Source organism: Brevundimonas sp. AVps31 (genome assembly GCF_058681355.1).
In genome coordinates this window covers 2824627-2844726 of the sequence record NZ_CM178736.1, presented here as the reverse complement: position 1 = coordinate 2844726, position 20100 = coordinate 2824627, and the positions used below count along the sequence as shown (strand labels likewise).

21 protein-coding genes and 1 tRNA gene are annotated in these 20100 nt (G+C 68.3%); 7 read left to right on the top strand and 15 right to left on the bottom strand.

The window, feature by feature from the left end:
• Nucleotides 1–11 precede the first annotated feature (11 nt).
• From recJ to ACW174_RS13850, 3 genes are read right to left on the bottom strand one after another with little or no spacing between them, the layout of a single operon-like run.
• The gene (gene recJ, locus ACW174_RS13860; protein ID WP_492015023.1) at nucleotides 12–1844 is read right to left on the bottom strand and encodes a single-stranded-DNA-specific exonuclease RecJ; all 1833 of its coding nucleotides are present in this window, start codon (nucleotides 1842–1844) and stop codon (nucleotides 12–14) included.
• Entirely contained in the window at nucleotides 1844–2803 is a 960-nt protein-coding gene (gene glpX / locus ACW174_RS13855; protein ID WP_492015022.1) for a class II fructose-bisphosphatase, read from the bottom strand. The genes recJ and glpX overlap by 1 nt, the downstream gene beginning before the upstream one ends.
• A 60-nt stretch (nucleotides 2804–2863) precedes the next feature.
• On the bottom strand, nucleotides 2864–3319 hold the full coding sequence (locus ACW174_RS13850) for a hypothetical protein (RefSeq protein WP_492015021.1): 456 nt from the start codon (nucleotides 3317–3319) through the stop codon (nucleotides 2864–2866).
• A gap of 75 nt (nucleotides 3320–3394) precedes the next feature.
• On the opposite strand from ACW174_RS13850, the gene phaC reads away from it, so the two are divergent.
• Genes phaC through ACW174_RS13835 form a run of 3 tightly spaced genes read left to right on the top strand, consistent with a single transcriptional unit; the run spans nucleotide 3395 to nucleotide 7013 of the window.
• The gene (phaC, locus tag ACW174_RS13845; RefSeq protein WP_492015020.1) at nucleotides 3395–5425 is read left to right on the top strand and encodes a class I poly(R)-hydroxyalkanoic acid synthase; all 2031 of its coding nucleotides are present in this window, start codon (nucleotides 3395–3397) and stop codon (nucleotides 5423–5425) included.
• Nucleotides 5422–5802, top strand: coding sequence for a hypothetical protein (locus ACW174_RS13840; protein ID WP_492015019.1), 381 nt, complete (start codon nucleotides 5422–5424; stop codon nucleotides 5800–5802). The genes phaC and ACW174_RS13840 overlap by 4 nt, the downstream gene beginning before the upstream one ends.
• Nucleotides 5803–5837: 35 nt before the next feature.
• Entirely contained in the window at nucleotides 5838–7013 is a 1176-nt protein-coding gene (locus ACW174_RS13835) for a serine hydrolase domain-containing protein (protein ID WP_492015018.1), read from the top strand.
• Here the strand turns inward: ACW174_RS13835 and msrB are convergent.
• The 4 genes from msrB to rplM all read right to left on the bottom strand — a co-directional run bounded on the left by msrB (nucleotide 7010) and on the right by rplM (nucleotide 9693).
• Nucleotides 7010–7501, bottom strand: a complete 492-nt coding sequence (gene msrB, locus ACW174_RS13830; protein WP_492015017.1) for a peptide-methionine (R)-S-oxide reductase MsrB — start codon at nucleotides 7499–7501, stop codon at nucleotides 7010–7012. The two genes, ACW174_RS13835 and msrB, sit on opposite strands and share 4 nt — an antisense overlap.
• A 47-nt stretch (nucleotides 7502–7548) precedes the next feature.
• Nucleotides 7549–8484 (bottom strand): N-acetyl-gamma-glutamyl-phosphate reductase, encoded by a 936-nt coding sequence (gene argC, locus ACW174_RS13825; RefSeq protein ID WP_492015016.1) that lies wholly within the window; start codon nucleotides 8482–8484, stop codon nucleotides 7549–7551.
• Between the two features lie 241 nt (nucleotides 8485–8725).
• A complete protein-coding gene (gene rpsI, locus ACW174_RS13820; RefSeq protein WP_492015015.1) occupies nucleotides 8726–9217 on the bottom strand; it encodes a 30S ribosomal protein S9 in 492 nt (163 codons plus the stop codon).
• Between the two features lie 2 nt (nucleotides 9218–9219).
• A complete protein-coding gene (rplM, locus tag ACW174_RS13815) occupies nucleotides 9220–9693 on the bottom strand; it encodes a 50S ribosomal protein L13 (protein ID WP_492017289.1) in 474 nt (157 codons plus the stop codon).
• A gap of 311 nt (nucleotides 9694–10004) precedes the next feature.
• Here rplM and ACW174_RS13810 point away from each other — a divergent pair, with 311 nt between their 5' ends.
• Entirely contained in the window at nucleotides 10005–11393 is a 1389-nt protein-coding gene (locus ACW174_RS13810; protein ID WP_492015014.1) for an alkaline phosphatase PhoX, read from the top strand.
• A gap of 1013 nt (nucleotides 11394–12406) precedes the next feature.
• Here the strand turns inward: ACW174_RS13810 and ACW174_RS13805 are convergent.
• Nucleotides 12407–13474 (bottom strand): COX15/CtaA family protein, encoded by a 1068-nt coding sequence (locus ACW174_RS13805; protein WP_492015013.1) that lies wholly within the window; start codon nucleotides 13472–13474, stop codon nucleotides 12407–12409.
• Nucleotides 13475–13609: 135 nt separating this feature from the next.
• Between ACW174_RS13805 and ACW174_RS13800 the strand changes: the two genes are divergently transcribed.
• From ACW174_RS13800 to ACW174_RS13790, 3 genes are all read left to right on the top strand, one after another.
• Entirely contained in the window at nucleotides 13610–13861 is a 252-nt protein-coding gene (locus ACW174_RS13800) for a transglycosylase (RefSeq protein WP_492015012.1), read from the top strand.
• Nucleotides 13861–14064: a DUF2842 domain-containing protein gene (locus tag ACW174_RS13795; protein ID WP_492015011.1), complete on the top strand. Its 204-nt coding sequence runs from the start codon at nucleotides 13861–13863 to the stop codon at nucleotides 14062–14064. Before ACW174_RS13800 ends, ACW174_RS13795 begins: the two co-directional genes overlap by 1 nt.
• A gap of 192 nt (nucleotides 14065–14256) precedes the next feature.
• Nucleotides 14257–14805 (top strand): arylesterase, encoded by a 549-nt coding sequence (locus tag ACW174_RS13790; RefSeq protein ID WP_492015010.1) that lies wholly within the window; start codon nucleotides 14257–14259, stop codon nucleotides 14803–14805.
• A gap of 266 nt (nucleotides 14806–15071) precedes the next feature.
• Here ACW174_RS13790 and ACW174_RS13785 read toward each other — a convergent pair whose 3' ends face one another.
• The 7 genes from ACW174_RS13785 to plsX all read right to left on the bottom strand — a co-directional run bounded on the left by ACW174_RS13785 (nucleotide 15072) and on the right by plsX (nucleotide 20064).
• Nucleotides 15072–15389, bottom strand: a complete 318-nt coding sequence (locus ACW174_RS13785) for a hypothetical protein (protein ID WP_492015009.1) — start codon at nucleotides 15387–15389, stop codon at nucleotides 15072–15074.
• A 109-nt stretch (nucleotides 15390–15498) separates the two neighbouring features.
• Nucleotides 15499–16836: a ribosome small subunit-dependent GTPase A gene (gene rsgA / locus ACW174_RS13780; protein ID WP_492015008.1), complete on the bottom strand. Its 1338-nt coding sequence runs from the start codon at nucleotides 16834–16836 to the stop codon at nucleotides 15499–15501.
• 248 nt (nucleotides 16837–17084) lie between these two features.
• Nucleotides 17085–17161 (bottom strand) — tRNA-Pro (locus ACW174_RS13775).
• A 54-nt stretch (nucleotides 17162–17215) separates the two neighbouring features.
• Entirely contained in the window at nucleotides 17216–17659 is a 444-nt protein-coding gene (locus ACW174_RS13770; protein WP_492015007.1) for a MerR family transcriptional regulator, read from the bottom strand.
• An 8-nt stretch (nucleotides 17660–17667) separates the two neighbouring features.
• Complete coding sequence (locus tag ACW174_RS13765) at nucleotides 17668–17970, bottom strand: integration host factor subunit alpha (RefSeq protein WP_331047467.1); 303 nt, start codon at nucleotides 17968–17970, stop codon at nucleotides 17668–17670.
• Nucleotides 17971–18043: 73 nt separating this feature from the next.
• Nucleotides 18044–19021, bottom strand: a complete 978-nt coding sequence (locus ACW174_RS13760) for a beta-ketoacyl-ACP synthase III (protein ID WP_492015006.1) — start codon at nucleotides 19019–19021, stop codon at nucleotides 18044–18046.
• On the bottom strand, nucleotides 19018–20064 hold the full coding sequence (gene plsX, locus ACW174_RS13755; protein WP_492017288.1) for a phosphate acyltransferase PlsX: 1047 nt from the start codon (nucleotides 20062–20064) through the stop codon (nucleotides 19018–19020). The genes ACW174_RS13760 and plsX overlap by 4 nt, the downstream gene beginning before the upstream one ends.
• Nucleotides 20065–20100: the final 36 nt, after the last annotated feature.

Sequence of the window (20100 nt, the reverse complement as noted above, 5' to 3'; positions counted from 1 at the left end):
TGAAATCGGCGTTATGGCTGGGTCGGAGGCTGGGCCATGCGCGGGTCGGACACGTCCTCGATCTCGAATTGCACGCCCCGACGGCCGTTCCAGTCGTCCGCCTTCAGACGGCCCGTGACGCTCAGACCGCCCTGTCCGGACAGCAGCGCCTTGCCGGTCGGCAGGTCGGCGCAGCGCCAGGCGATGGCCTTCACCGACGCCCCGTCCGCCCCCACCAGACGACAGCGCACATGGCCGCCGTTCATCTGCACCGGCTCACGCACCGAGACATGCTCCATGGCGAACAGGGGCTCGGGATTGGCCGGGCCGAACGGCGCCAGGGCGTCGAACTGGTCGAACAGGGCCCGCGTCGCCGAGGCCGGCTCGATCAGGGCGTCGATCTCGACCCCGTCCAGCGCCTCCGCCGCCGCCTGCTCGCCGGACAGGCGCGCATTGAGGAAGTCGCGCAATTCGTCGATCCGGTCGGCCTTGACGGTCAGGCCCGCCGCCATGGCGTGTCCGCCCCCGGCGATCAGCACGCCCTGCTCCCACGCCGCCTGGATGGCCTTGCCCAGGTTCATGCCCGGCTGCGACCGGCCCGAGCCCTTGCCCAGCCCGTTGACCGCATCGACGCCGATCACGATCACAGGCTTGCGCCAGCGCTCCCTCAGACGCCCGGCCACGATGCCGACCACGCCCGGATGCCAGTCGTCCCCCTCGATCACCACCACGGCCGAGCCGTCGTCATGGGCGCCCGTCGCCTCGACGCGGCGGGTGGCCTGATCGGTGACGGCCTTCTCCACCTCGCGGCGGGCGATGTTCAGACTGTCCAGCTCCTGCGCCAGCGCCATGGCCTCGGCGGGATCGTCGGTGGACAGCAGGCGCGCGCCGAGGTCGGACTTGCCGATCCGACCACCCGCATTGATCCGCGGCCCCAGGATGAAGCCCGCATGATTGACCTTGGCCGGTCCCTCCTCGGCCCCGGCAGCGGCCAGCAGGGCCTTCAGCCCGGGATTGCTCCAGCTGGACATGACGCCCAGCCCCAGGCTGGTCAGCGCCCGGTTGAAGCCGGTCAGGCCGGTCACGTCGCAGATCGCGCCCATGGCGGCCAGATCCAGCCATTGGCGGATGTCGGGCTGCGCACGCGCCTCGAACAGCCCCCTGCCCCGCGCCTCGCGGTTCAGGGCGGCCAGCAGCACGAAGACCACCCCGGCGGCGGCGAGGTTGCCCTGCCCCGAGTTGCAGCCCGGCCGGTTCGGATTGACCACCGCCAGACACTGCGGCGGCTCCTCGCGCATCATGTGGTGGTCGATGACCACGACCTTCAGGCCGATGGCCGCGGCGTGAGCGACGGCCTCATTGGCCGCGGCGCCGCAGTCCACGGTCACGACCAGATCGGCGCCCGAGGCCTTCAGGGTGTCGAAGGCCTTCGCGCTGGGGCCATAGCCCTCGGTGATCCGGTCGGGGACATAGATGGGCAATTCCGCCCCCATGGCCCGGAACCAGCGCACCAGCAGGGCCGCGCTCGAGGCGCCGTCCACGTCATAGTCGGCGAACACATGGATCGAGGATCCCGCCTGCAGGGCGTCGATGATCGCCGTTGCGGCCGCGTCCATGTCGGTGAAGCTGGACGGGTCGGGGAACAGGGCCTTCAGCGTCGGCGCCAGAAAGTCCTGCCCCTGATCGGCGCGCACGCCCCGGGACGCCAGCGCGCGGGCCAGCGGCTCGTCCAGGCCCAGCGTCTGCATATGGGCGCGGATGACGCCCGGCTCAGCGGGCCTTTGCCGCCAGGTCCGGCCGGACAGCGAGCGGGAGACGCCCAGAAAGGCGGATGCCGGGGTCGCAGCGCTCCCGCCGTCCGCCATCAGGCGACCGGGCGAGTGGTGCGGATGCGCTGCACGGTGCGGGTCGAGGAGTCCATCACCAGGGTGTGGGTGGTGACATAGCCGTCGCGGAACTGGACGCCGTCCAGCATGGCGCCCTTGGTCACGCCCGTGGCGGCGAAGATGGCGTCCTTGGACACCAGTTCGTGCAGGTCGTATTTGCGGTCGAAGTCGGTCACGCCGGTGCGACGGGCGCGCTCGCGCTCATCCTCGTTGCGGAAGATCAGACGGCCCTGGAAGAAGCCGCCGACGCATTTCAGCGCCGAGGCCGCCAGCACGCCTTCCGGCGCCCCGCCCGAACCCAGATACATGTCGATGCCGGTTTCCGGCTCGGCTGTGTGGATCACGCCCGCCACGTCGCCGTCGGTGATCAGCACCACCTTGGCCCCGACCTCGCGCAGGGCGGCGATCAGCTCGGCGTGGCGCGGGCGGTCCATGACGCAGACGGTGATTTCCGAGGCCGGCACGCCCTTGGCCCTGGCCAGGTTGCGGACGTTGTCCTGCGGGCTGTTGTCCAGGTCGACGGTGCCGGCCGGATAGCCCGGGCCGACCGCGATCTTGTCCATATAGGTGTCGGGCGCGTGCAGCATGCCGCCGCCCGGCGACATCGACAGCACGCACAGGGCGTTGGCCATGGCCTTGGCCGTCAGGGTGGTGCCTTCCAGCGGGTCCAGGGCGATGTCGATGGCCGGGCCTTTGCCGGTGCCGACCTTCTCACCGATGTACAGCATGGGCGCCTCGTCGCGCTCGCCCTCGCCGATGACGATCTTGCCGTCGATGTCGAGGTTGTTCAGCGCGGTGCGCATGGCGTCGACGGCCAGCTGGTCCGCCTGTTTCTCGTCGCCGCGGCCGATCTGGGCATAGCTGGCGATGGCGGCCAGCTCGGTCACGCGCGCGGCGTCGGCGGCCAGGGTAGAGGCGTAGGGGGCCGATCCGGCCATGAGCGTTCTCCGTGAAGCGAGATCCCGGATTCTGGCGCCCGGGCGATGCTGGATAAGGGGTTAGCGACGGCTGATCGGCGGCGGGGCGCGACCCCGTTCCCGGGCCGCCTGCATGCGGGCGTTGATCTCCGCCTGCGTCTCGGCCGTGACCGGCGACACCGGCGTGGCGGCGACACGGGCGCGCACATCGTCGGCGAAGGCCGTCGCGTCGCCCGAGGTCTGCCAGTCGATTCGCGCGGCTTCTCCCGCCAAGGCGCCGGCGGAGACGCGCAGGGTGTTCACCCGCACGGCCACCTCGGTCGGCGCCGGCGCGGCTTCGCCCTTGGGGAAGTCCTCCCAACGCGGGTATTCGCGATTCGCCGCGACCAGCGCCTCGACCTGCGGTGCGACGGCCGAGGCGGCGTCTGTGCGGGGCGCAAACGCCGCGCCACAGGCCGACAGCAGGCCCGCGCCGGTCAGGACGACGCACAACGCAGCATTTTTCGAGATCAGCGCGTTCATTTCACGGGTGGTCATATGCCATCATGCCGACAGGCGGAAGGGCGGCGCGAGTCCTTCCGTCCAATAATGACGCGCAGCAGGGAACGCAGCATGGCCAGACGTCCGACCGTCCCGCCTTCCGAAGCCCCGGCTTCGGAGCCTGTAACGGCGCCGCGCCGCGCCGGCCGTCCGACCTCGGCCAAGCCCCCGCGGCCCCGCGCTGCGAAGATCGCCGCCGCCGCCGCGCTCGCGGAGCCCGCGCCCGCGCAGACGCCGCCGCCGACTCCCGATCCGGCCCCGCGCCCCGCTCCGGACGCCCCCGCACCGGCCGACACCGCCTCCCCCTTCGGCGCCGACCAGCGCGCGATGCTGGAAACCCTGTCCCTCAATCTCGCCAAGGCCGCCATGACGGCCCAGTCGGCTCTCGCCGAGGCGGCCCTCGGTCAGGCCGCCAGGACCTCGGGAAATGGGCCGGCGCCCCTGTCTCCCGACCCGTTCAACGTCGGCCCGGCCATGACCTCGGTGATGACCAGCCTGGCCTCGCGCCCTGACCGGCTGTTCAGCGCCCAGGCCGACCTGTTCAACCGCTACATGGACCTGTGGGCGTCCACCGCCCGTCGCGCCGCGGGCGAGGAACCGGCCGCCCCGGACCCGAAGCTGGCGAAGGACAAGCGCTTCAAGGACCCGGCCTGGTCCGAAAACCCGATGTTCGACATCATGCGCCAGTCCTATCTGGTCACCGCAGACTGGATGAACGGCCTGGTCTCCTCGGTCGAGGACGTCGACCCGCGCACCAAGCGCCGGGCCGAGTTTTTCACCAGGCTGCTGACCGACGCCTTCTCACCCGCCAACTTCCTCGCCTCCAACCCCGTCGCCCTGAAGGCGCTGGCCGAGAGCAATGGCGAATCCCTGGTCCGGGGAATGCAGAATTTCGCCGCCGACATGGAGCGCGGACAGGGCAAGCTGAAGATCAGCCAGGCCGACTACGGCCAGTTCGAGGTCGGGGTGAATGTCGCCACCGCCCCGGGTCAGGTGGTCTGGCGCGACGAGCTGTTCGAACTGCTTCAGTACGACCCGGCGACCGAAACCCAGCACCGGATCCCGCTGCTGATCTTCCCCCCGTGGATCAACAAATTCTACATCCTGGACCTACAGCCCGCGAACTCGATGATCCGCTGGCTCTCGGCCCAGGGCTTCACCGTCTTCGTCTGTTCCTGGGTCAATCCGGATCAGGACAAGGCCGGCTACGGCTTTGACGACTATCTGGAAAAGGGCGTTTATCGCGCCGTGGAGAAGGTGCTGGAGCAGTCGGGCTCGGACCACGTCAACACCGTCGGCTACTGCATCGGCGGCACCCTGATGGGCGCGGCCCTGGCGCATATGGCCGCGCGCGGCGACACCCGCGTCTCCTCCAACACCTTCTTCGCCGCCCAGCACGACTTCGCCGAGGCCGGCGACCTGCTGCTGTTCACCGACGATCACTGGCTGAACGAGATCGAGCAGCAGATGGACGCCGCCGGCGGGGTCCTGCCCGGCGCGGCCATGGCCGAGACCTTCAACGCCCTGCGGGCCAACGACCTGATCTGGTCCTTCTTCGTCAGCAACTATCTGATGGGCAAGGCCCCGCCCGCCTTCGACCTGCTGTTCTGGAACGCCGACCAGACCCGCATGCCCAAGGCCCTGCACATGGACTATCTGCGCTCCATGTACGGCCGCAACGCCCTGTCAAAAGGCGAGTTCGAAATCGGCGGCCTGACCGTCGACCTCTCGAAGGTGACCATCCCCCTCTACTTCCAGGCCAGCCGCGAGGACCACATCGCGCCGATGAACTCGGTCTATCGCTCGGCCCGCGCCTTCACCAACGCCGACGTCACCCTGACTCTCGCGGGCTCGGGCCATATCGCCGGAGTGGTCAACCATCCGGATGCGAACAAGTACCAGCACTGGATCAACCCCGCCCTGCCCCCGACGCTCGGGGAATGGCAGGACGGCGCCGAGGAACATGCCGGCAGCTGGTGGCGCCATTGGGCCACATGGTTGCGCGACAAGTCGGGTCCGCAGGTTCCCGCCCGCGATCCGAAAAAAGGCCCGCTGACGCCGGTCGAACCGGCCCCCGGGTCCTATGTGAAAGTGAAGTCTTGAAGCGTTTTGAACCCAATCTGCTGCTGGCGATCTCCACCGCCTTCTCCCTGCTTCTCGTCCTGATGACCACCAGCATGTTCGGCGCGCCGGGCGTCTGGCTGCGGAATGTCCTGATGGCCATCATCTGCGCAGGGGGCTTCATCCTGCTGAACCCGATCCTGCTGCGGATGATGAAGATCACCCCGCGACCGCCGATGATCCATCCGGACAGCCCCGGTTCGGCGGTCTGGGCCGGGCTGTTTCCGGCCGTGGTGCTGGCGGCGGCGGCCGTTCCGGTCTTCTTCCCCGGCCACGACTACGGCCTGCTGGTCATCATCGCCTCGATCTGGTTCGCGGTGACAATCGAATCCGCCCTCAAGGCCGCGCGCGCCCGCTGACTGGTCAGCCGCCGCCCGCCTGCTAAGCTCGCGCCATGACGCGCTTCATCGTTCCCCTGCTCGCCGCCGTCGTCCTCGCCGGCGCCCTGCCCGTCGCACCGCCCGCCGCCGCCCAGCAGAGGCCGACGCCGGAAACGGATCCCGCCGGGGTGCTGTTCTGGGCCCCCGCCGACCGCGAGCGCGCCTTCCGCACCATGGAGACCATCCTGCCGCACGCGCCCGTCCCGCGCGGCGATACGCCCGTGCGCGCCCTGCCCGCCGGCGCCCCCATCGACGTCGATCCGTCCGCCTATATGCAGGCCGAGACCGTGGCCGGGGTGCTGGTCATCCAGGACGGCCGCGTCCGGCTGGAGCGCTACGGCCTCGGCATCGGGCCGGACAATCACTGGGTCTCGTTCTCGATGACCAAGAGCCTGACCTCGACCCTGGTCGGCACGGCGCTGAAGAGCGGCGCGATCGGCGCGCTGGAGGACCCCGTCACCCGCTACCTGCCGGGCCTCGCGGGCGGCGGCTACGACGGCGTCACCGTGCGCCAGCTGCTGACCATGACCTCCGGCGTGCGCTGGAACGAGGACTATTTCGACCCCGCCTCCGACGTCGCCCGCTTCCTGCAGGAGCCCGCCGTCGAAGGCCAGGACCCGGTCGTCGCCTATATGGGCCGCCTGCCCCGCGCCCATCCGCCCGGCACGCACTGGAACTACTCCACCGGCGAGACCAATCTGGTCGGGGCGCTCGTGGCCGCCGCCGAGGGCCGCCCGCTGGCCGACCTGCTGAGCGAGCGCATCTGGTCCCGCGCGGGCATGCAGGCCGACGCCGTCTGGGCGCTGGATCAGGGCGGGCGCGAAATGGGCGGCTGCTGCGTCTCCGCCACCCTGCGCGACTGGGGCCGCATCGGCCTGATGGCGCTGGAGGACGGGGTGCTGGGCGGCGAGCGGATCGTTCCCGACGACTGGTTCGCCCAGGCCGTGGTCAAACAGGCCGGGACCGGCGAGCCCGGCGAGGGCTACGGCTTCCAGTGGTGGACCCAGGACGACGGCGTCTACGGCGCCTACGGCATCTTCGGTCAAACCATCCGCGTCGATCCGGAACGCAAGCTGGTCATCGTCCTGCTGTCGGCCTGGCCCGAGGCCGTCGGCCGCGGCCACAGCGCCGCCCGCCGCGCCTTCTTCCGCCAGGTGGTCGCGGCCGTCGACGCCGCGCCGCAAGACTAGGCGGGCCGGAAGATCAGCGCGGCCCCGTTGTTGCAGTAACGCTTGCCCGTCGGCGCCGGGCCGTCGTCGAACACATGGCCCTGGTGCCCGAGACAGCGGGCGCAGTGGTATTCGGTGCGCGGAATGCCGAGCAGGCGGTCGGTCTTCGTGCCGACATTGGCCGCCGTCACCCGGAAGAAGCTGGGCCAGCCGGTGCCGCTGTCGAACTTCCACTCGGACCGGAACAGCGGCAGCTCGCAGCCCCGGCAGACGAAGGTCCCGCGCCGGTGCTCGCGATCCAGAGGGCTGCTTCCCGGTCGCTCGGTGCCCTCGTGGCGCAGCACCTGATAGCTCAGCCCCGGCAGCCGCGCCCGCCACTGGGCGTCGGTGATCCGGCGGAACGGCGAACCGGCGTACTGGGCCTCCGACGCGTCCGCGACCTCGGGCGCGCACGCGGACAGGGCGGCCGCGCCGGCGATCAGGAACAGGGCTCTGCGGGTCTGGGTCATGACGATGATACGTCGGAACGACCCGGCTGGTTCACAAGGGGCTCGGCTCAGCCCAGCCCGGCCGCCTCATCCAGCCCCAGCATCAGGTTCAGGTTCTGCACCGCCGCCCCCGACGCGCCCTTGCCGAGGTTGTCCAGCAGGGCCACCAGCCGCACCTGCTCCCCGCCGCGATCGCCGAACACATGCAGCCGCATCCGGTTGGTGCCGTTCAGGCCTTCCGGGTCGATCCCGGTCAGGGCCTCGGTCTCCTCCAGCGACGCCACCTCGACGAACCGCTGACCCGCATAGGCCTCGACCAGCGCGCCATGCACCACCTCGACCGACGGCGACCCCGGCAGGGCCGACAGGTGCAGCGGGACCTCGACCAGCATCCCCTGCCGGTACGCCCCGACCGCCGGGGCGAACAGCACCTTGCGCTCCAGCCCGGTGTGCAGGGTCATCTCCGGCACATGTTTGTGCTTCAGCGTCAGGCCATAGGCGCGATAGGCGTCGGCCCCGCCCTCGGCCTCGAACTCGGCGATCATCGCCTTGCCGCCGCCGGAATAGCCGCTGACCGCATTGACCGTCACCGGCCAGCCCGCCGGGATGATCCCCGCGCTGACCAGCGGCCGCACCAGGCCGATGAACCCGGTCGGATAGCAGCCCGGGTTCGACACCCGCGTCGAGGCGGCGATCCGCTCGCGCTGTTCCGGCGCCATCTCGGCGAAGCCATAGGTCCAGTCCGGATCGACCCGGAACGCCGTCGAGGCGTCGATCACCCGCACCTTGGAATTCTCGATCATCGACACCGCCTCGATGGCCGCGTCATCCGGCAGGCACAGGATCACCGCATCGGCGCCGTTCAGCGCCTCACGCCGCGCCTCCACGTCGCGCCGCCGGTCGCCCAGCAGGATCAGCGCCAGATCCGGGCGCGCCTCCAGCCGCTCGCGGATCTCCAGCCCCGTGGTGCCGGCCTCGCCGTCGATGAAGATGGTGTGGGTCATTCGCATCTCCTGTCCTTCTCCCCTTGCGGGAGAAGGTGGCCCGCGCAGCGGGTCGGATGAGGGGTCGCACTGACCCGACAATCTGGCGACTTTCAGACGCTCCGGAAGACAGGCCTGTGCGACCCCTCATCCGTCGGCCTTCGGCCGCCACCTTCTCCCGCAAGGGGAGAAGGAAAGCGGACAAAGAAAAAGGGCGCTCCGGTTTCCCGAAGCGCCCCCATCCAACCCGTAATGAAACGGCTTAGCGCTTCGAGAACTGGAACGAACGGCGAGCCTTGGCGCGGCCGTACTTCTTGCGCTCGACGACGCGGCTGTCGCGGGTCAGGAAGCCGTGCGGCTTCAGGACCTTGCGCAGTTCCGGCTCGTAGTGCGTCAGGGCGTGCGACAGGCCGTGGCGGATGGCGCCGGCCTGGCCCGACAGGCCCGAACCCTCGACGGTGCAGTCAACGTCGAACTGGGTGGCGCGGTCGGTCACTTCCAGCGGCTGGGCGATCATCATGCGCAGGATTTCGCGAGCGAAATACTGCATCTGATCCTTGCCGTTGATCGTGATCTTGCCGGTGCCCGGCTTGAGCCAGACGCGGGCGATCGCGTTCTTGCGCTTGCCGGTGGAGTAGGCGCGGCCCTGGGCGTCCAGCTTCTGGACGTAAACCGGGTGCTCTTCGCCGACGCCGGGGGTGCCGAGGCCCTTCAGGGCGTCGAAACCGGTGTTTTCAGTGGTGACGTCGGTCATGCTCAGACGCTCCGGGTGTTCTTGGCCGACTTCGAGGCGAAGTCGATGGTTTCGGGCGACTGGGCCGCGTGGCTGTGCTCGGAACCCGAGAACAGACGCAGGTGCGTCATTTGCTTGCGGGCCAGCGGGCTTTCTTTCGGCAGCATGCGCTCGACGGCCTTCTCGAGCACGCGCTCGGGGAAGCGACCGCCCAGAACCTTCTCCGGGGTCGTCGACTTGACGCCGCCCGGGTGACCGGTGTGGCGGTAGTAGATCTTGTCGGTGTTCTTCTTGCCGGTGAAGACGACCTTGTCGACGTTGGTCACGACGACATAGTCGCCGCAATCGACGTGCGGGGTGTAGTCACCGCGGTGCTTGCCGCGCAGACGGTTGGCGATAAAGGTCGCGAGACGGCCCACCACGACGCCTTCGGCGTCGATGTGGATCCACTTCTTCTCGACCTCGGCCGGCTTCAGCGAAGCCGTAGTGCTCTTCAGCATAACGAGGAGTCCTTGGGAGACGGGCGAAACGGGTGTTCTCCGGCGGACCGGCTGAACGGAAGGCGCGCTGATAGAGGAAGGCCTGACATCGGTCAATGGCGAACAATGCGCGCAAAACGACCTAAAACCCTGTAAAATAATGGGAAATCGTAAAAGGTATTAAAATACCGCACCATTTTCCCTGTGATTGCCTCCTCCGCGAGGCCCAGCGCACCTGTTGCGAGGCGATACGCCGCGCCCGGCGTCACAGAACCATGACCGGTTCAGGCCATAAGCGCCGCAGTTTCCAGTTCTGCAGAGTCCGCCCGATGCGCCTTGATCGCCGCAACCTGTTCACCACCGGCGCCGCCGCCCTCGCCTTCACCGGCATGGCCCGCCACGCGGCCGCGCAGACCGCCGGCGAGGAGACCTACCTCAACCAGATCCACGGCTACGGCCCGCTGCACGCCGATCCCAACAAGCTGCTCGATCTGCCGGAGGGCTTCTCCTACCAGGTCGTGGCGCAGGGCGGCGATCGCATGGACGACGGCCTGTTCGTCCCCGGCCAGCCCGACGGCATGGCCTGCTTCCCCCTTTCGGGCACGCAGGTGGCGCTGGTCATGAACCACGAGCTCAAGGGCTCCAGCAGCCTGCACCGCAATCTCGGGCCCGGCGGCCTCCATCAGGAGCGGCTCGATCAGCTGGACGCCTCCAAGGCCTTCGACACCTTCAAGGACGGCCGCCCCCTGCCCGGCGGCTGCTCGACCCTGATCTACGACCTCGCCACCCGTCGCACCGTCAGCCACCGCCTCACGCTGGCCGGCACCTCGACCAACTGCTGCGGCGGCCCGACGCCCTGGGGCAGCTGGCTCAGCTGCGAGGAAACGGTCGAAACCCCCGCCGACGCCGACGTCACCAAGGCCCACGGCTGGGTGTTCGAGGTCCCCGCCACCGCGACCGGCCCGGTCGATCCCGTGCCGCTCAAGGCCATGGGCCGCTTCGATCACGAGGCCGTCTGCATCGATCCGCGCACCGGCATGGCCTATCTGACCGAGGATCAGAATGACGGCCTGCTGTACCGCTTCATCCCCACCGCGCCCGGCAGGCTTTCCGAGGGCGGCAGGCTGCAGGCGCTGGCCCTGAAAGGCGCGCCGTCCGCCGACACGCGCAACCAGGACGCCCGCCTCTGGGCCGTTGGCGACTGGCGCGAGGTCGAATGGATCGACCTGGAGGATGTGGAAGACCCCGCCGGCGACCTGCGTCTGCGCGGTCATCGCTCGGGCGCGGCCCTGGTCGCGCGGGGCGAGGGCATCTGGTGGGGTGAGAACGAGATGTACCTGACCGCCACCTCGGGCGGCCCGATCCGGCGCGGCCAGATCCTGCGTCTCGTCCCCGGCCTGAACGGCGCCGCCGACCGGCTGCAACTGTTCGTCGAGAGCACCGACGAAAAGACCCTCAACATGGGCGACAACATCACTATCGCGCCCTGGGGCCATCTGATCGTCTGCGAGGACAACTACTCGTCCGAGATCCGCAACCACTTGAAGGGCGTGACGCCCGAGGGACAGGTCTACACCATCGCCCGCAACGTCTTCCGCGGAAACTCCGAGTTCGCCGGAGCCTGCTTCTCGCCCGACGGCGCGGTGCTGTTCGTCAACATCATGTACCCCGGCATGACCCTGGCCATCCGGGGCCCCTGGGACAGCGTCCGGGCTTGAACACCCGCTGAACCGCCGTTCACCTCTCCATCGCCCCTTCAAGGCGATGGAGAGGACAGATCGGCGCCTTCGCCGATCAGGAGAGGGCGGCTCGGTGTTGGCCGGAAAAGCCGCCCCCTCTCCCGCTGGGAGAGGGCTTGAGCCTCCGGGAGCGAAGCGATCGGCAAGGCGAAAGGGTGAGGGTCGATCGTCGGCATTCGGCGTAAGCCGCAGCCCTTGTCATCCCGGCCGGAGCGAAGCGGAGAGCCGGGACGCGCGGCGCACTTTTCAACGCCCTCCCGGAAAGCGCGCAGCGCTTGTCCGGGAGCAGGGTTGAGTTCACGTCCGGCTGTCGCCCGGCTCAGCCCTGACGGGCTGTCCGGGCGTGGATCATCTTGACCACCATCGCGTCCCGGCTCTCCGCTTCGCTTCGGCCGGGATGACAAGCGGGCCTTTCTCCACAGCCCAAACGGTGTCCGTCCTCCAAAATACGCAGTCATTCCCCCCGAACCCGCGCTTCCCCACACCCCAACCCCCTGACCCCACGCCCGAAAATAATCCCCCAGCGTCATCTTCCCGCCTGAGGACGCGCCCGCCGCACACTCAATCCATCCCGTCGATGGGGAGGGCGTCGGATCCACGCTTCTCGACGACGGCGGGCTGTGGCCGAGCGATGAAGCCTGCGCGATGGAGAGTGCAGGGGTCCTCGTCGGGCAGGGAGGGATCCTGCCCGCTTGCTCGCCGCGCTGCCTGTGGAGCGGGCCGATGACGATTGATCGTTATGTCCGCCCCGCGTCGGTCGTCGGCAACGGCGTCGGCGGATGATCCGGCAAGGCTCCAACAGGAGGGCCGCCAGCCGGAGGGCGCGCGTCCAACGACCACGCGGGACGTCGATCTCGTCGAAACGGTAAACCTATCAAAACACCGGGCGAGGCCCGGCGTCCCGCGCCCTTCCCATCCCCGCCTCGAAAGAGCGCGGCGCACAGTCATGCCTCCGCCCTAGGGGAAAGCCGCAAGACCGGGTCTTTGAAACGTCAGAACGCCCGGGCGCGCGGTCCCGAGATGAACAGGCGCGGCTGCGACCGGCGGACCAGCCACAGGTTCACGGTCGCCGTCGCCAGCACCAGCGCCGCCCCCGCCTGATGCAGGGCGCCGAGCCACAGCGGCACGGCGTGGATCAGGGTGACGACGCCCAGCACGGCCTGCAGCCACAGGACCGCCGCCACGACGAAGGCGCTCGTGCCCAGCCCCTCGGCCAGGCGCCAGCGCCAGGCCTGCACGGCGTAGACCGTCCCGCCGATCAGCAGGCCATAGGCCCAGATGCGGTGGTTGAACTGCACCAGCGCCTGATCGTGCAGGAAGGCCAGCGCGCCCTTGCTCCACTCGACCGGCGGCAGCAGGCCGCCGCTCATCAGCGGCCAGTCGGTGTAGACGAACCCGGCCTTGGCCCCCGCCACCAGCCCGCCCAGCAGGCACTGGACGAAGACCGCGCCCAGCAGCAGGGCCGCGCCGCGGCTCCAGCCCTCGGGCGAGCGTGAATGCTCCTCGCCGTTCCAGGCCTCCAGCCCGGTCCAGATCAGGCCCATGAAGATGACCAGGGCCAGCCCCAGATGGGTCGCCAGCCGCTCGGGGGCCACATCGACCCGCTCGCTCAGGCCGCTCGTCACCATCCACCAGCCGATCAGCCCCTGCAGACCGCCCAGCGCCAGCAGCACGCCGCAGCGCACGATCAGGCGGCGGGGCAGCCGGCGCAGCGCCAGGAAAACGAAGAACGGCAGGGCGAACACCAGTCCGATCAACCGGCCCAGCAGCCGGTGGAACCATTCCCAGAAGAAGATGCCCTGGAATTCCGACAGGCTCATGCCCGCATTGACCTGCTGGTACTGCGGGATGGCCTTGTACTTCTCGAAGGCCTCCATCCAGTCGGCGTGGTTCATCGGCGGCAGGGCGCCCATGATCGGCTTCCACTCGGTGATCGACAGACCCGAGCCCGTCAGGCGCGTGACACCGCCCACCACCACCATGGCGAACACCAGCACCGCCGTGATCCACAGCCAGACCGCGACCGACCGGCTTTGATCCCTGCCACCGAAACGCTTCATTCGACGCCTGCCGTTCAGACCGTTACACTGCCGCTCGCGTCTCTCGTCGCGTCCGGACCTGTGCGGTATGCCCGCCCACGACGGCGAGATCGAGTCGCTTTTCGGCGCCCTGTCGCCGCACACCGGAGAGGCCGCTTGCCGTACGCCAATATCGTCACCGCCGTTCTCGGCGCCTTCGTGCTGGCGTGGCTGGCCGATCTGCTGACCGGCCGCCGCGGCCTGTTCGCCACCGCCCTGGTCGCCGGGACCGGCGCGGTCGCGGGCGGGTTTCTGGCCGTGCGGGTCTTCGGCGTGGCGACGCTGGAGCAGTGGAGCTGGCTGCTGTGGTCGCTGATCGGCGCCGCGGTCGCCCTGGCCGCCTTCTTCCTGTTCCGCAGCAAACGCTGATGGGCGCGCGCACCCGGCGTTTCATCGCCATGATCGGCGTGCTGGTCTTCCTGACCGCCTGGATCTGGGGCGTCATCGCCCTGCGCGGCCTGTTCGGCCCGAACATGCTGCTGGACCTGCTGTTCTTCGCCGTCGGCGGCATCGGCTGGGGCGTGCCGCTCTACCCGCTGTTCAAATGGGCCGAGAGCGGCGGCAAGGACTGACCCGCAGGCCGAATTGCAAAGGGGCCGTCCGAAGACGGCCGATGACCGACCGGCGGGAACGCCATGCCGCCCGCGTCGTTTTCCGGCGCCACAGTGGAGCGAGTCCATGAAGGCCTGCGGCTGCCTACCCCCCTTGCCCGGCACGCGCGGACGGGCGGACGCGGGCGCCGCGTGACGACCCGGCGCATCGCCATGCTCGGGGATTCCCTGACCGCCGGCTACGGACTCCGGCCGTCCGAGGCGCTTCCCGTGCGCCTGCAGGCTGAACTCGCGCGGCTGGACGTGACGGCCACCGTCATCAATGCCGGCGTCTCCGGCGACACGACCGCCGATGGCCTGCGCCGGGTGGACCGGGTCGTCCCGGCCGACACCGAACTCTGCCTCGTCGCCCTGGGCGCCAACGACCTGATGCAGACCGTGCCGACCGACCACATCCGGAAGAACCTTGAGGCCATTCTGGATCGTCTCGCCCATCGCGGCATCCCGGCCATGGTCTGCGGCATGCGCGCGCCGCCCTGGTTCGGCCTCTATGCCGTCGCCTTCGACCGGCTGTTCCGGACGATCGCGGAGTCGCGTCAACTCGCCTTCGACCCCTTCCTGCTCGAGGGGGTCGCGCTCAATCCCGCCTATGCCCTGCCCGACCGTATTCACCCCAACGCGCCGGGCGTCGAGGTGATCGCCCGGCGGCTCGCGCCGCGTGTGGCCGACGCCTTGCCCTCCCGACCGGCCCCCGGTGGATAGGAGCCGGTGCGGCTTACGCTACGGTCAGCGGGGACGCTGGAAAGCCGCCCCCGACGCACAAGTTGATCCGTGTTCAGGAGCCTTGATCGGACTTGCGACGAGACGGAATACAGCGACGCGGAACGACCGGCCTCGCTCGCCACCTCGGTCGTAAAGATCGACAACTTCAGCGAGCCGCTCTTGAGGTTTGTCGATACCTCAGTGACGGCTTCCAGGCCGCCGGCGTATCCTCACAATCGACGAACTGGCGTCAAAGCCGAGGCCCGCTATCCCTCCACAACGTCGGCGCTGAACTCGTCCGCTGGCACGAAGGCCGCGCCCTCATGATCAAGCACCCACATCCCGATGAACGAGGGGTGTTCGGGATTGAGATCCTCATCGAGACGGTCGCCCTCGTACAGGCCGACATTGCTGTAGTCGAAGTCGAGCATGAGGGAGGCGGCGAAACTGACGACCTCCTCCGCCATCCGACGCGAATAGCCCAAGGCCTCGGATTCGTCAGCGAAGTCGTCGGTCAGGACGTTGACCTCGGCGGCATCGCTGCCTTCGGTTGCGCTGGTCGTAACGATGGTAAACGCGGACATGGGGCTCTCTCTTGACGCGGGTTCACCTCCCTAACCCGTTTGCCTCCAAAGGCGGGACATATTTTGCGACACCGACGTGATGCACCACGACGGGGGCATCAAAGCCTGATCAACGCAGGTCGCCACGGTCGTTTCGCTTGCTGGTCCTGTAAGCTTTTTGCAGCCCGGCCTGTCGGCGTTTTTCGTTGTCCTTCGCGACCCGCTCTGCCTTCCGTTCAGCCGCCGCGAGTTCCAGCGTCAGCTTTTGAAAATGCGCCCAGCGTTCGAGGGCGAGCGTCCCGTCGTCTATTGCGGCCTTGATCGCGCAGCCTGGTTCGTTGGCATGCCCGCAGTCATTGAACCGGCAACTCCGGGTCAAAAGCTCCACATCGTCAAACACAGCATCCAGGCCGTCCTCGGCATCAATAAGCCCAACCTCTCGAATGCCCGGCGTATCGAGGATCAGTTGCCCCCCGGGAAGCAAGACGAGTTGCCGATGGCTCGTCGTGTGACGACCTTGGTCATCAGCCTCCCGGATAGCCCCGGTCGTCATGCGATTTGCGCCCAGGAAGGCGTTGACCAGGCTGGACTTGCCGACCCCGGACGAGCCAATGAGCACGCAGGTTTCGCCCGGCTTGACCTGATCCAGCAAGGCGTCGAGGCCCGAGGCCTGCTTGGTCGACACCGACAAGACCGGACAGCCCGGTTCTGACGCCGCAATCTCGGCAGCCTGCTTTTCAGGGTCTGCGCTGAGATCGGATTTCGTCAGGACCACAACAGGCCGGGCTCCGCTCTGCCAAGCGGCTGCGAGATAGCGCTCGATCCTTCGCAGATTGATGTCCGCGTTCATCGAGGTCACGACGAACACCACATCAATGTTGGCGGCCAGGATCTGAAGCGGGCGACTACTGTCCACCGCCGCCCTGCGCACAAATGCAGTCTGACGCGGCAGGACCGCGTGGATGGTAGCGTTGCCGTCTTGCGGGTTCAGAGACAAAGCAACCCAGTCCCCCACGGCGGGGTAGCCGATCTCTCTGGCCTCGTGCATTAGCCGACCCGAGACCTCGGCCTTGAGCTCCGCCCCATCCGTGGTCACCAGGTAGCTGTCACGGTGCTGAACGACGACACGCCCTGGCGCCAAGCCGGCAAGGGCATGCTCGGCGAAAGCCGTTCGCTGCCGCTCCGACCAGCCATACTCTTCAATCAACTCACTGGCATCCCAAGCGTTGCAGACCGCATTCGGTCCGACATCGGCCATATTAAACTGTCGAGCGTCCAGCGCCAGCGCATGACGAGCGCAGATCAGCGGGTCGGTCAGATCCAGCCACTTCGACTGTCCTGTCAGGTTCGGCGCGACAACTGCGCATGGCGTTCGCGGGTAGGATGGCTCGCCCCCGCCCTTGCGGCGATAATCGCCGGCGAGGGTCCGATCACCCTCACCGATCACTGTCTGATTGGAGACGGACACCCAGAGGACGCCGATGGCGCTTGATGATGGGACCGCCGAGGGCGGCAACGAACGGGAGGTGAAGTCGCTGCCATCGCGACCTGGTTTCCGAGGCGCGAATCATTTTGAGCGAGCGTGAACGGCACTGAAGGCGGGTCGGGCCGCTACCGAGCCCGAGTTAGCCCGAGAATCAGCTTGCTCCCCACAGCCCAATTGCAAAGGGGCCGTCCGAAGACGGCCCCTTCAACCAACCGATTTTCTTTCGAAAATGGTCGGAGCGACAGGATTCGAACCTGCGACCCCTTGACCCCCAGTCAAGTGCGCTACCAGGCTGCGCCACGCTCCGAGAGGCGCTCCCTATAGACGGGCTCGCGCGCCGCGCAAACCGAAAAATCGGCCTTCAGGCGCTTCTCGACAGGGTGGCTTCCAGCCGGGCCCGCGCGCCCTCCAGTTCGGCCAGAAGCTGACGCAGGCGAACCGACGATACCGAAGCGGGAACCGGCTGAGCGGCAGGCCCCGGGGCGGTCGCCTCGCCGGCCGTCGCGCCCTCCGGCTCGAACGTCACCAGACCGTCCGGGTCACCCCAGGCGGCGATGCGCTTGATGCCCTGCTCACGATACAGGCGCTGCACGCCCTTGATGGTCATGCCCTCGTCGTGCAGCAGCCGCTTGACCGCCTTCAGCACCACCAGGTCCTGCGGGCGATAAAAGCGCCGCCCGCCCGCGCGCTTGAGCGGCCCGACGAAGGTGAATTTTGTTTCCCAGAACCGCAGGACATGCTGCGGCGCGCCGATCTCTTCGGCAGCTTCCGAGATGGTCCGGAACGCGTTGGGGCTCTTGGCCATGGGTCAGGTCAGTCGGTGACGACGGCGTCGTGCACCCGGCCCTTCATGATCTGCGAGGCGCGGAAGCTGATGACCCGGCGCGGGTTGATCGCCGCCGGTTCGCCGGTCTTGGGATTGCGGCCCATGCGGGCGCGCTTTTCGCGGACCTGGAAGACGCCGAACCCCGACAGCTTCACCGTTTCGCCCCGCTCCAGCGATTCGACGATCAGTTCGAGCGTCCGCTCGACCATTTGCGAGCACTCCTGACGGGACAGGCCCACTTCCTCGTGGACGGCTTCACACAGGTCGGCCCGGGTCAGGGTCTGCGTCACTGGTCACTCCCCTCAGTCGTCAATGCGTCGCATAAGAGGGCAAGCGCCCTGAAATGAAAAGACGAAATGCGCGTTACAGACGAATCGCGCAGGCGCCCCACGTCAGGCCGCCGCCCATGGCTTCCATGACCACCAGATCGCCCCGTTTGATCCGTCCGTCCTTGATGGCCGCATCCAGCGCCAGCGGGATCGAGGCCGCCGACGTGTTGGCGTGCAGGGCGACAGTCGAGATGACCTTCCCTTCGTCCAGTCCCAGCCGGTCGCCGACACCGCGAATGATGCGCTGATTGGCCTGGTGCGGCACGAACCAGTCGACCTCGGGCACCTCGATGCCGGAGGCTTGGCAGGCGGCGGTGATGGCCTCGGCGATGTTGATGACCGCATGGCGGAACACTTGGTTGCCGGCCATCCGCAGATGGCCCACCGAGCCAGTCGTAGCCGGGCCGCCGTCGACGTACAGCAGGTCTGTCTTGGAGCCGTCGCAGCGCAGGGCGAAGCCCAGAAGGCCCTGATCGGCCTTGGTCCCCTGCCCTTCGCGCGGTTCGACCACCACGGCGCCCGCGCCATCGCCGAACAGCACGCAGGTCGATCGGTCGCTCCAGTCCAGCAGCCGGGTCATTTCCTCGGCGCCGATCACCAGCGCGCATTTGGCGAGTCCGCGCGCCACGAAGCCGTCGGCCACGCTCAGGGCATAGACGAAGCCCGAGCACACCGCCTGGACGTCAAAAGCGATACCCACAGGGGCGCCCAGCTTGCGCTGAACGATCGAGGCCGTGGCCGGGAAGGTCATATCCGGGGTCGTGGTCGCCACGACGATCAGGTCCACGTCGGCGGCGGTCTTGCCCGCATCGATCAACGCCCGCTTCGCCGCCTCGACGGCCAGGTCGCTGGTCGGCTCATCATCGCGCGCCTTGTGGCGCTGCTTGATGCCGGTGCGTTCCTGGATCCACTCGTCGGACGTGTCCACGAGGCCGGCGAGGTCGGCATTGGTGACGATCTGCTCGGGCAGATAGGAACCGACGCCGGTGACGGCGCTGCGGATGACGCTCACTGGGAAGTCTCCTTGGCCGGCTCCGCGGGCGATGCGGGCGGCTGCTCAAGCACGGCGGACAGCTTCTGCAGGCTGGCGCCGACCTTGGTCATATAGTCGCTGCGCGCCAGATCGACAGCGATGCGGATCGCAGCGCCGAAACCGCCGGCGGTGGCGCCGCCGTGGCTCTTCACCACAATGCCGTTCAGACCCAGCAGGGGGCCGCCGTTGATCGCGTTCGGGTCGATCTTGGCGCTCATCGCCTTCAGCGCCGGATAGGCCAGCGCCGCGCCGGCCTTGGCCAGCAGGCTTGAGGTCAGGGCCTCCTTCATCAGGCCGCCGATGAATTTGGCGACCCCCTCGGCGGTCTTCAGGGCGATGTTGCCGGTGAAGCCGTCGGTCACGACCACATCGACGGTGCCCTTGGCGATGTCATCGCCCTCGACGAAGCCATGATAGGCCAGGCCGAAGCCGCCTTCGCGCAACAGACGCGCCGCCTCACGGACCTCCTCGTGGCCCTTCATGTCCTCCGAGCCGACGTTCAGGATGCCGACAGTCGGCCGGGCGACACCATGGACAGCCGTCATGAAGGCCTCGCCCATGATGGCGAACTCGACCAGCTGGGCCGCATCGCTCTCGACGTTGGCGCCCACGTCCAGCACGGCCGTAATGCCCTTGGGGGTCGGCCAGCCGGCGACAATGGCCGGACGCTCCAGCCCCGGCGCGGACATGCGCAGGATCAGTTTGGAGATCGCCATCAGGGCGCCGGTGTTGCCGGCGGAGACGACCGCTGACGCCTCCCCTGTCTTCACAGCCTCAATGGCGTTCCACAGGCTGGAGCCCTTGCCGCGACGCATGGCCGTGGCGGGCTTCTCGTCCATGGCGACCACCTTGTCGGTGTGGCGAACATCGCAGATGTCATCGCCGAGCCCGCACCGGGTCATTTCGGCGCGGATGGCGGCCTCGTCGCCGTTCAGCAGAAAGCGAACACCGTCGCCGCCGTGCCGTTTGCGGTACTCGCAAATGCCGCCGACCACGACCGAGGGACCGTGATCCCCGCCCATGGCGTCAAGCGAGATCAGAATGGGGGATGGCAAGCC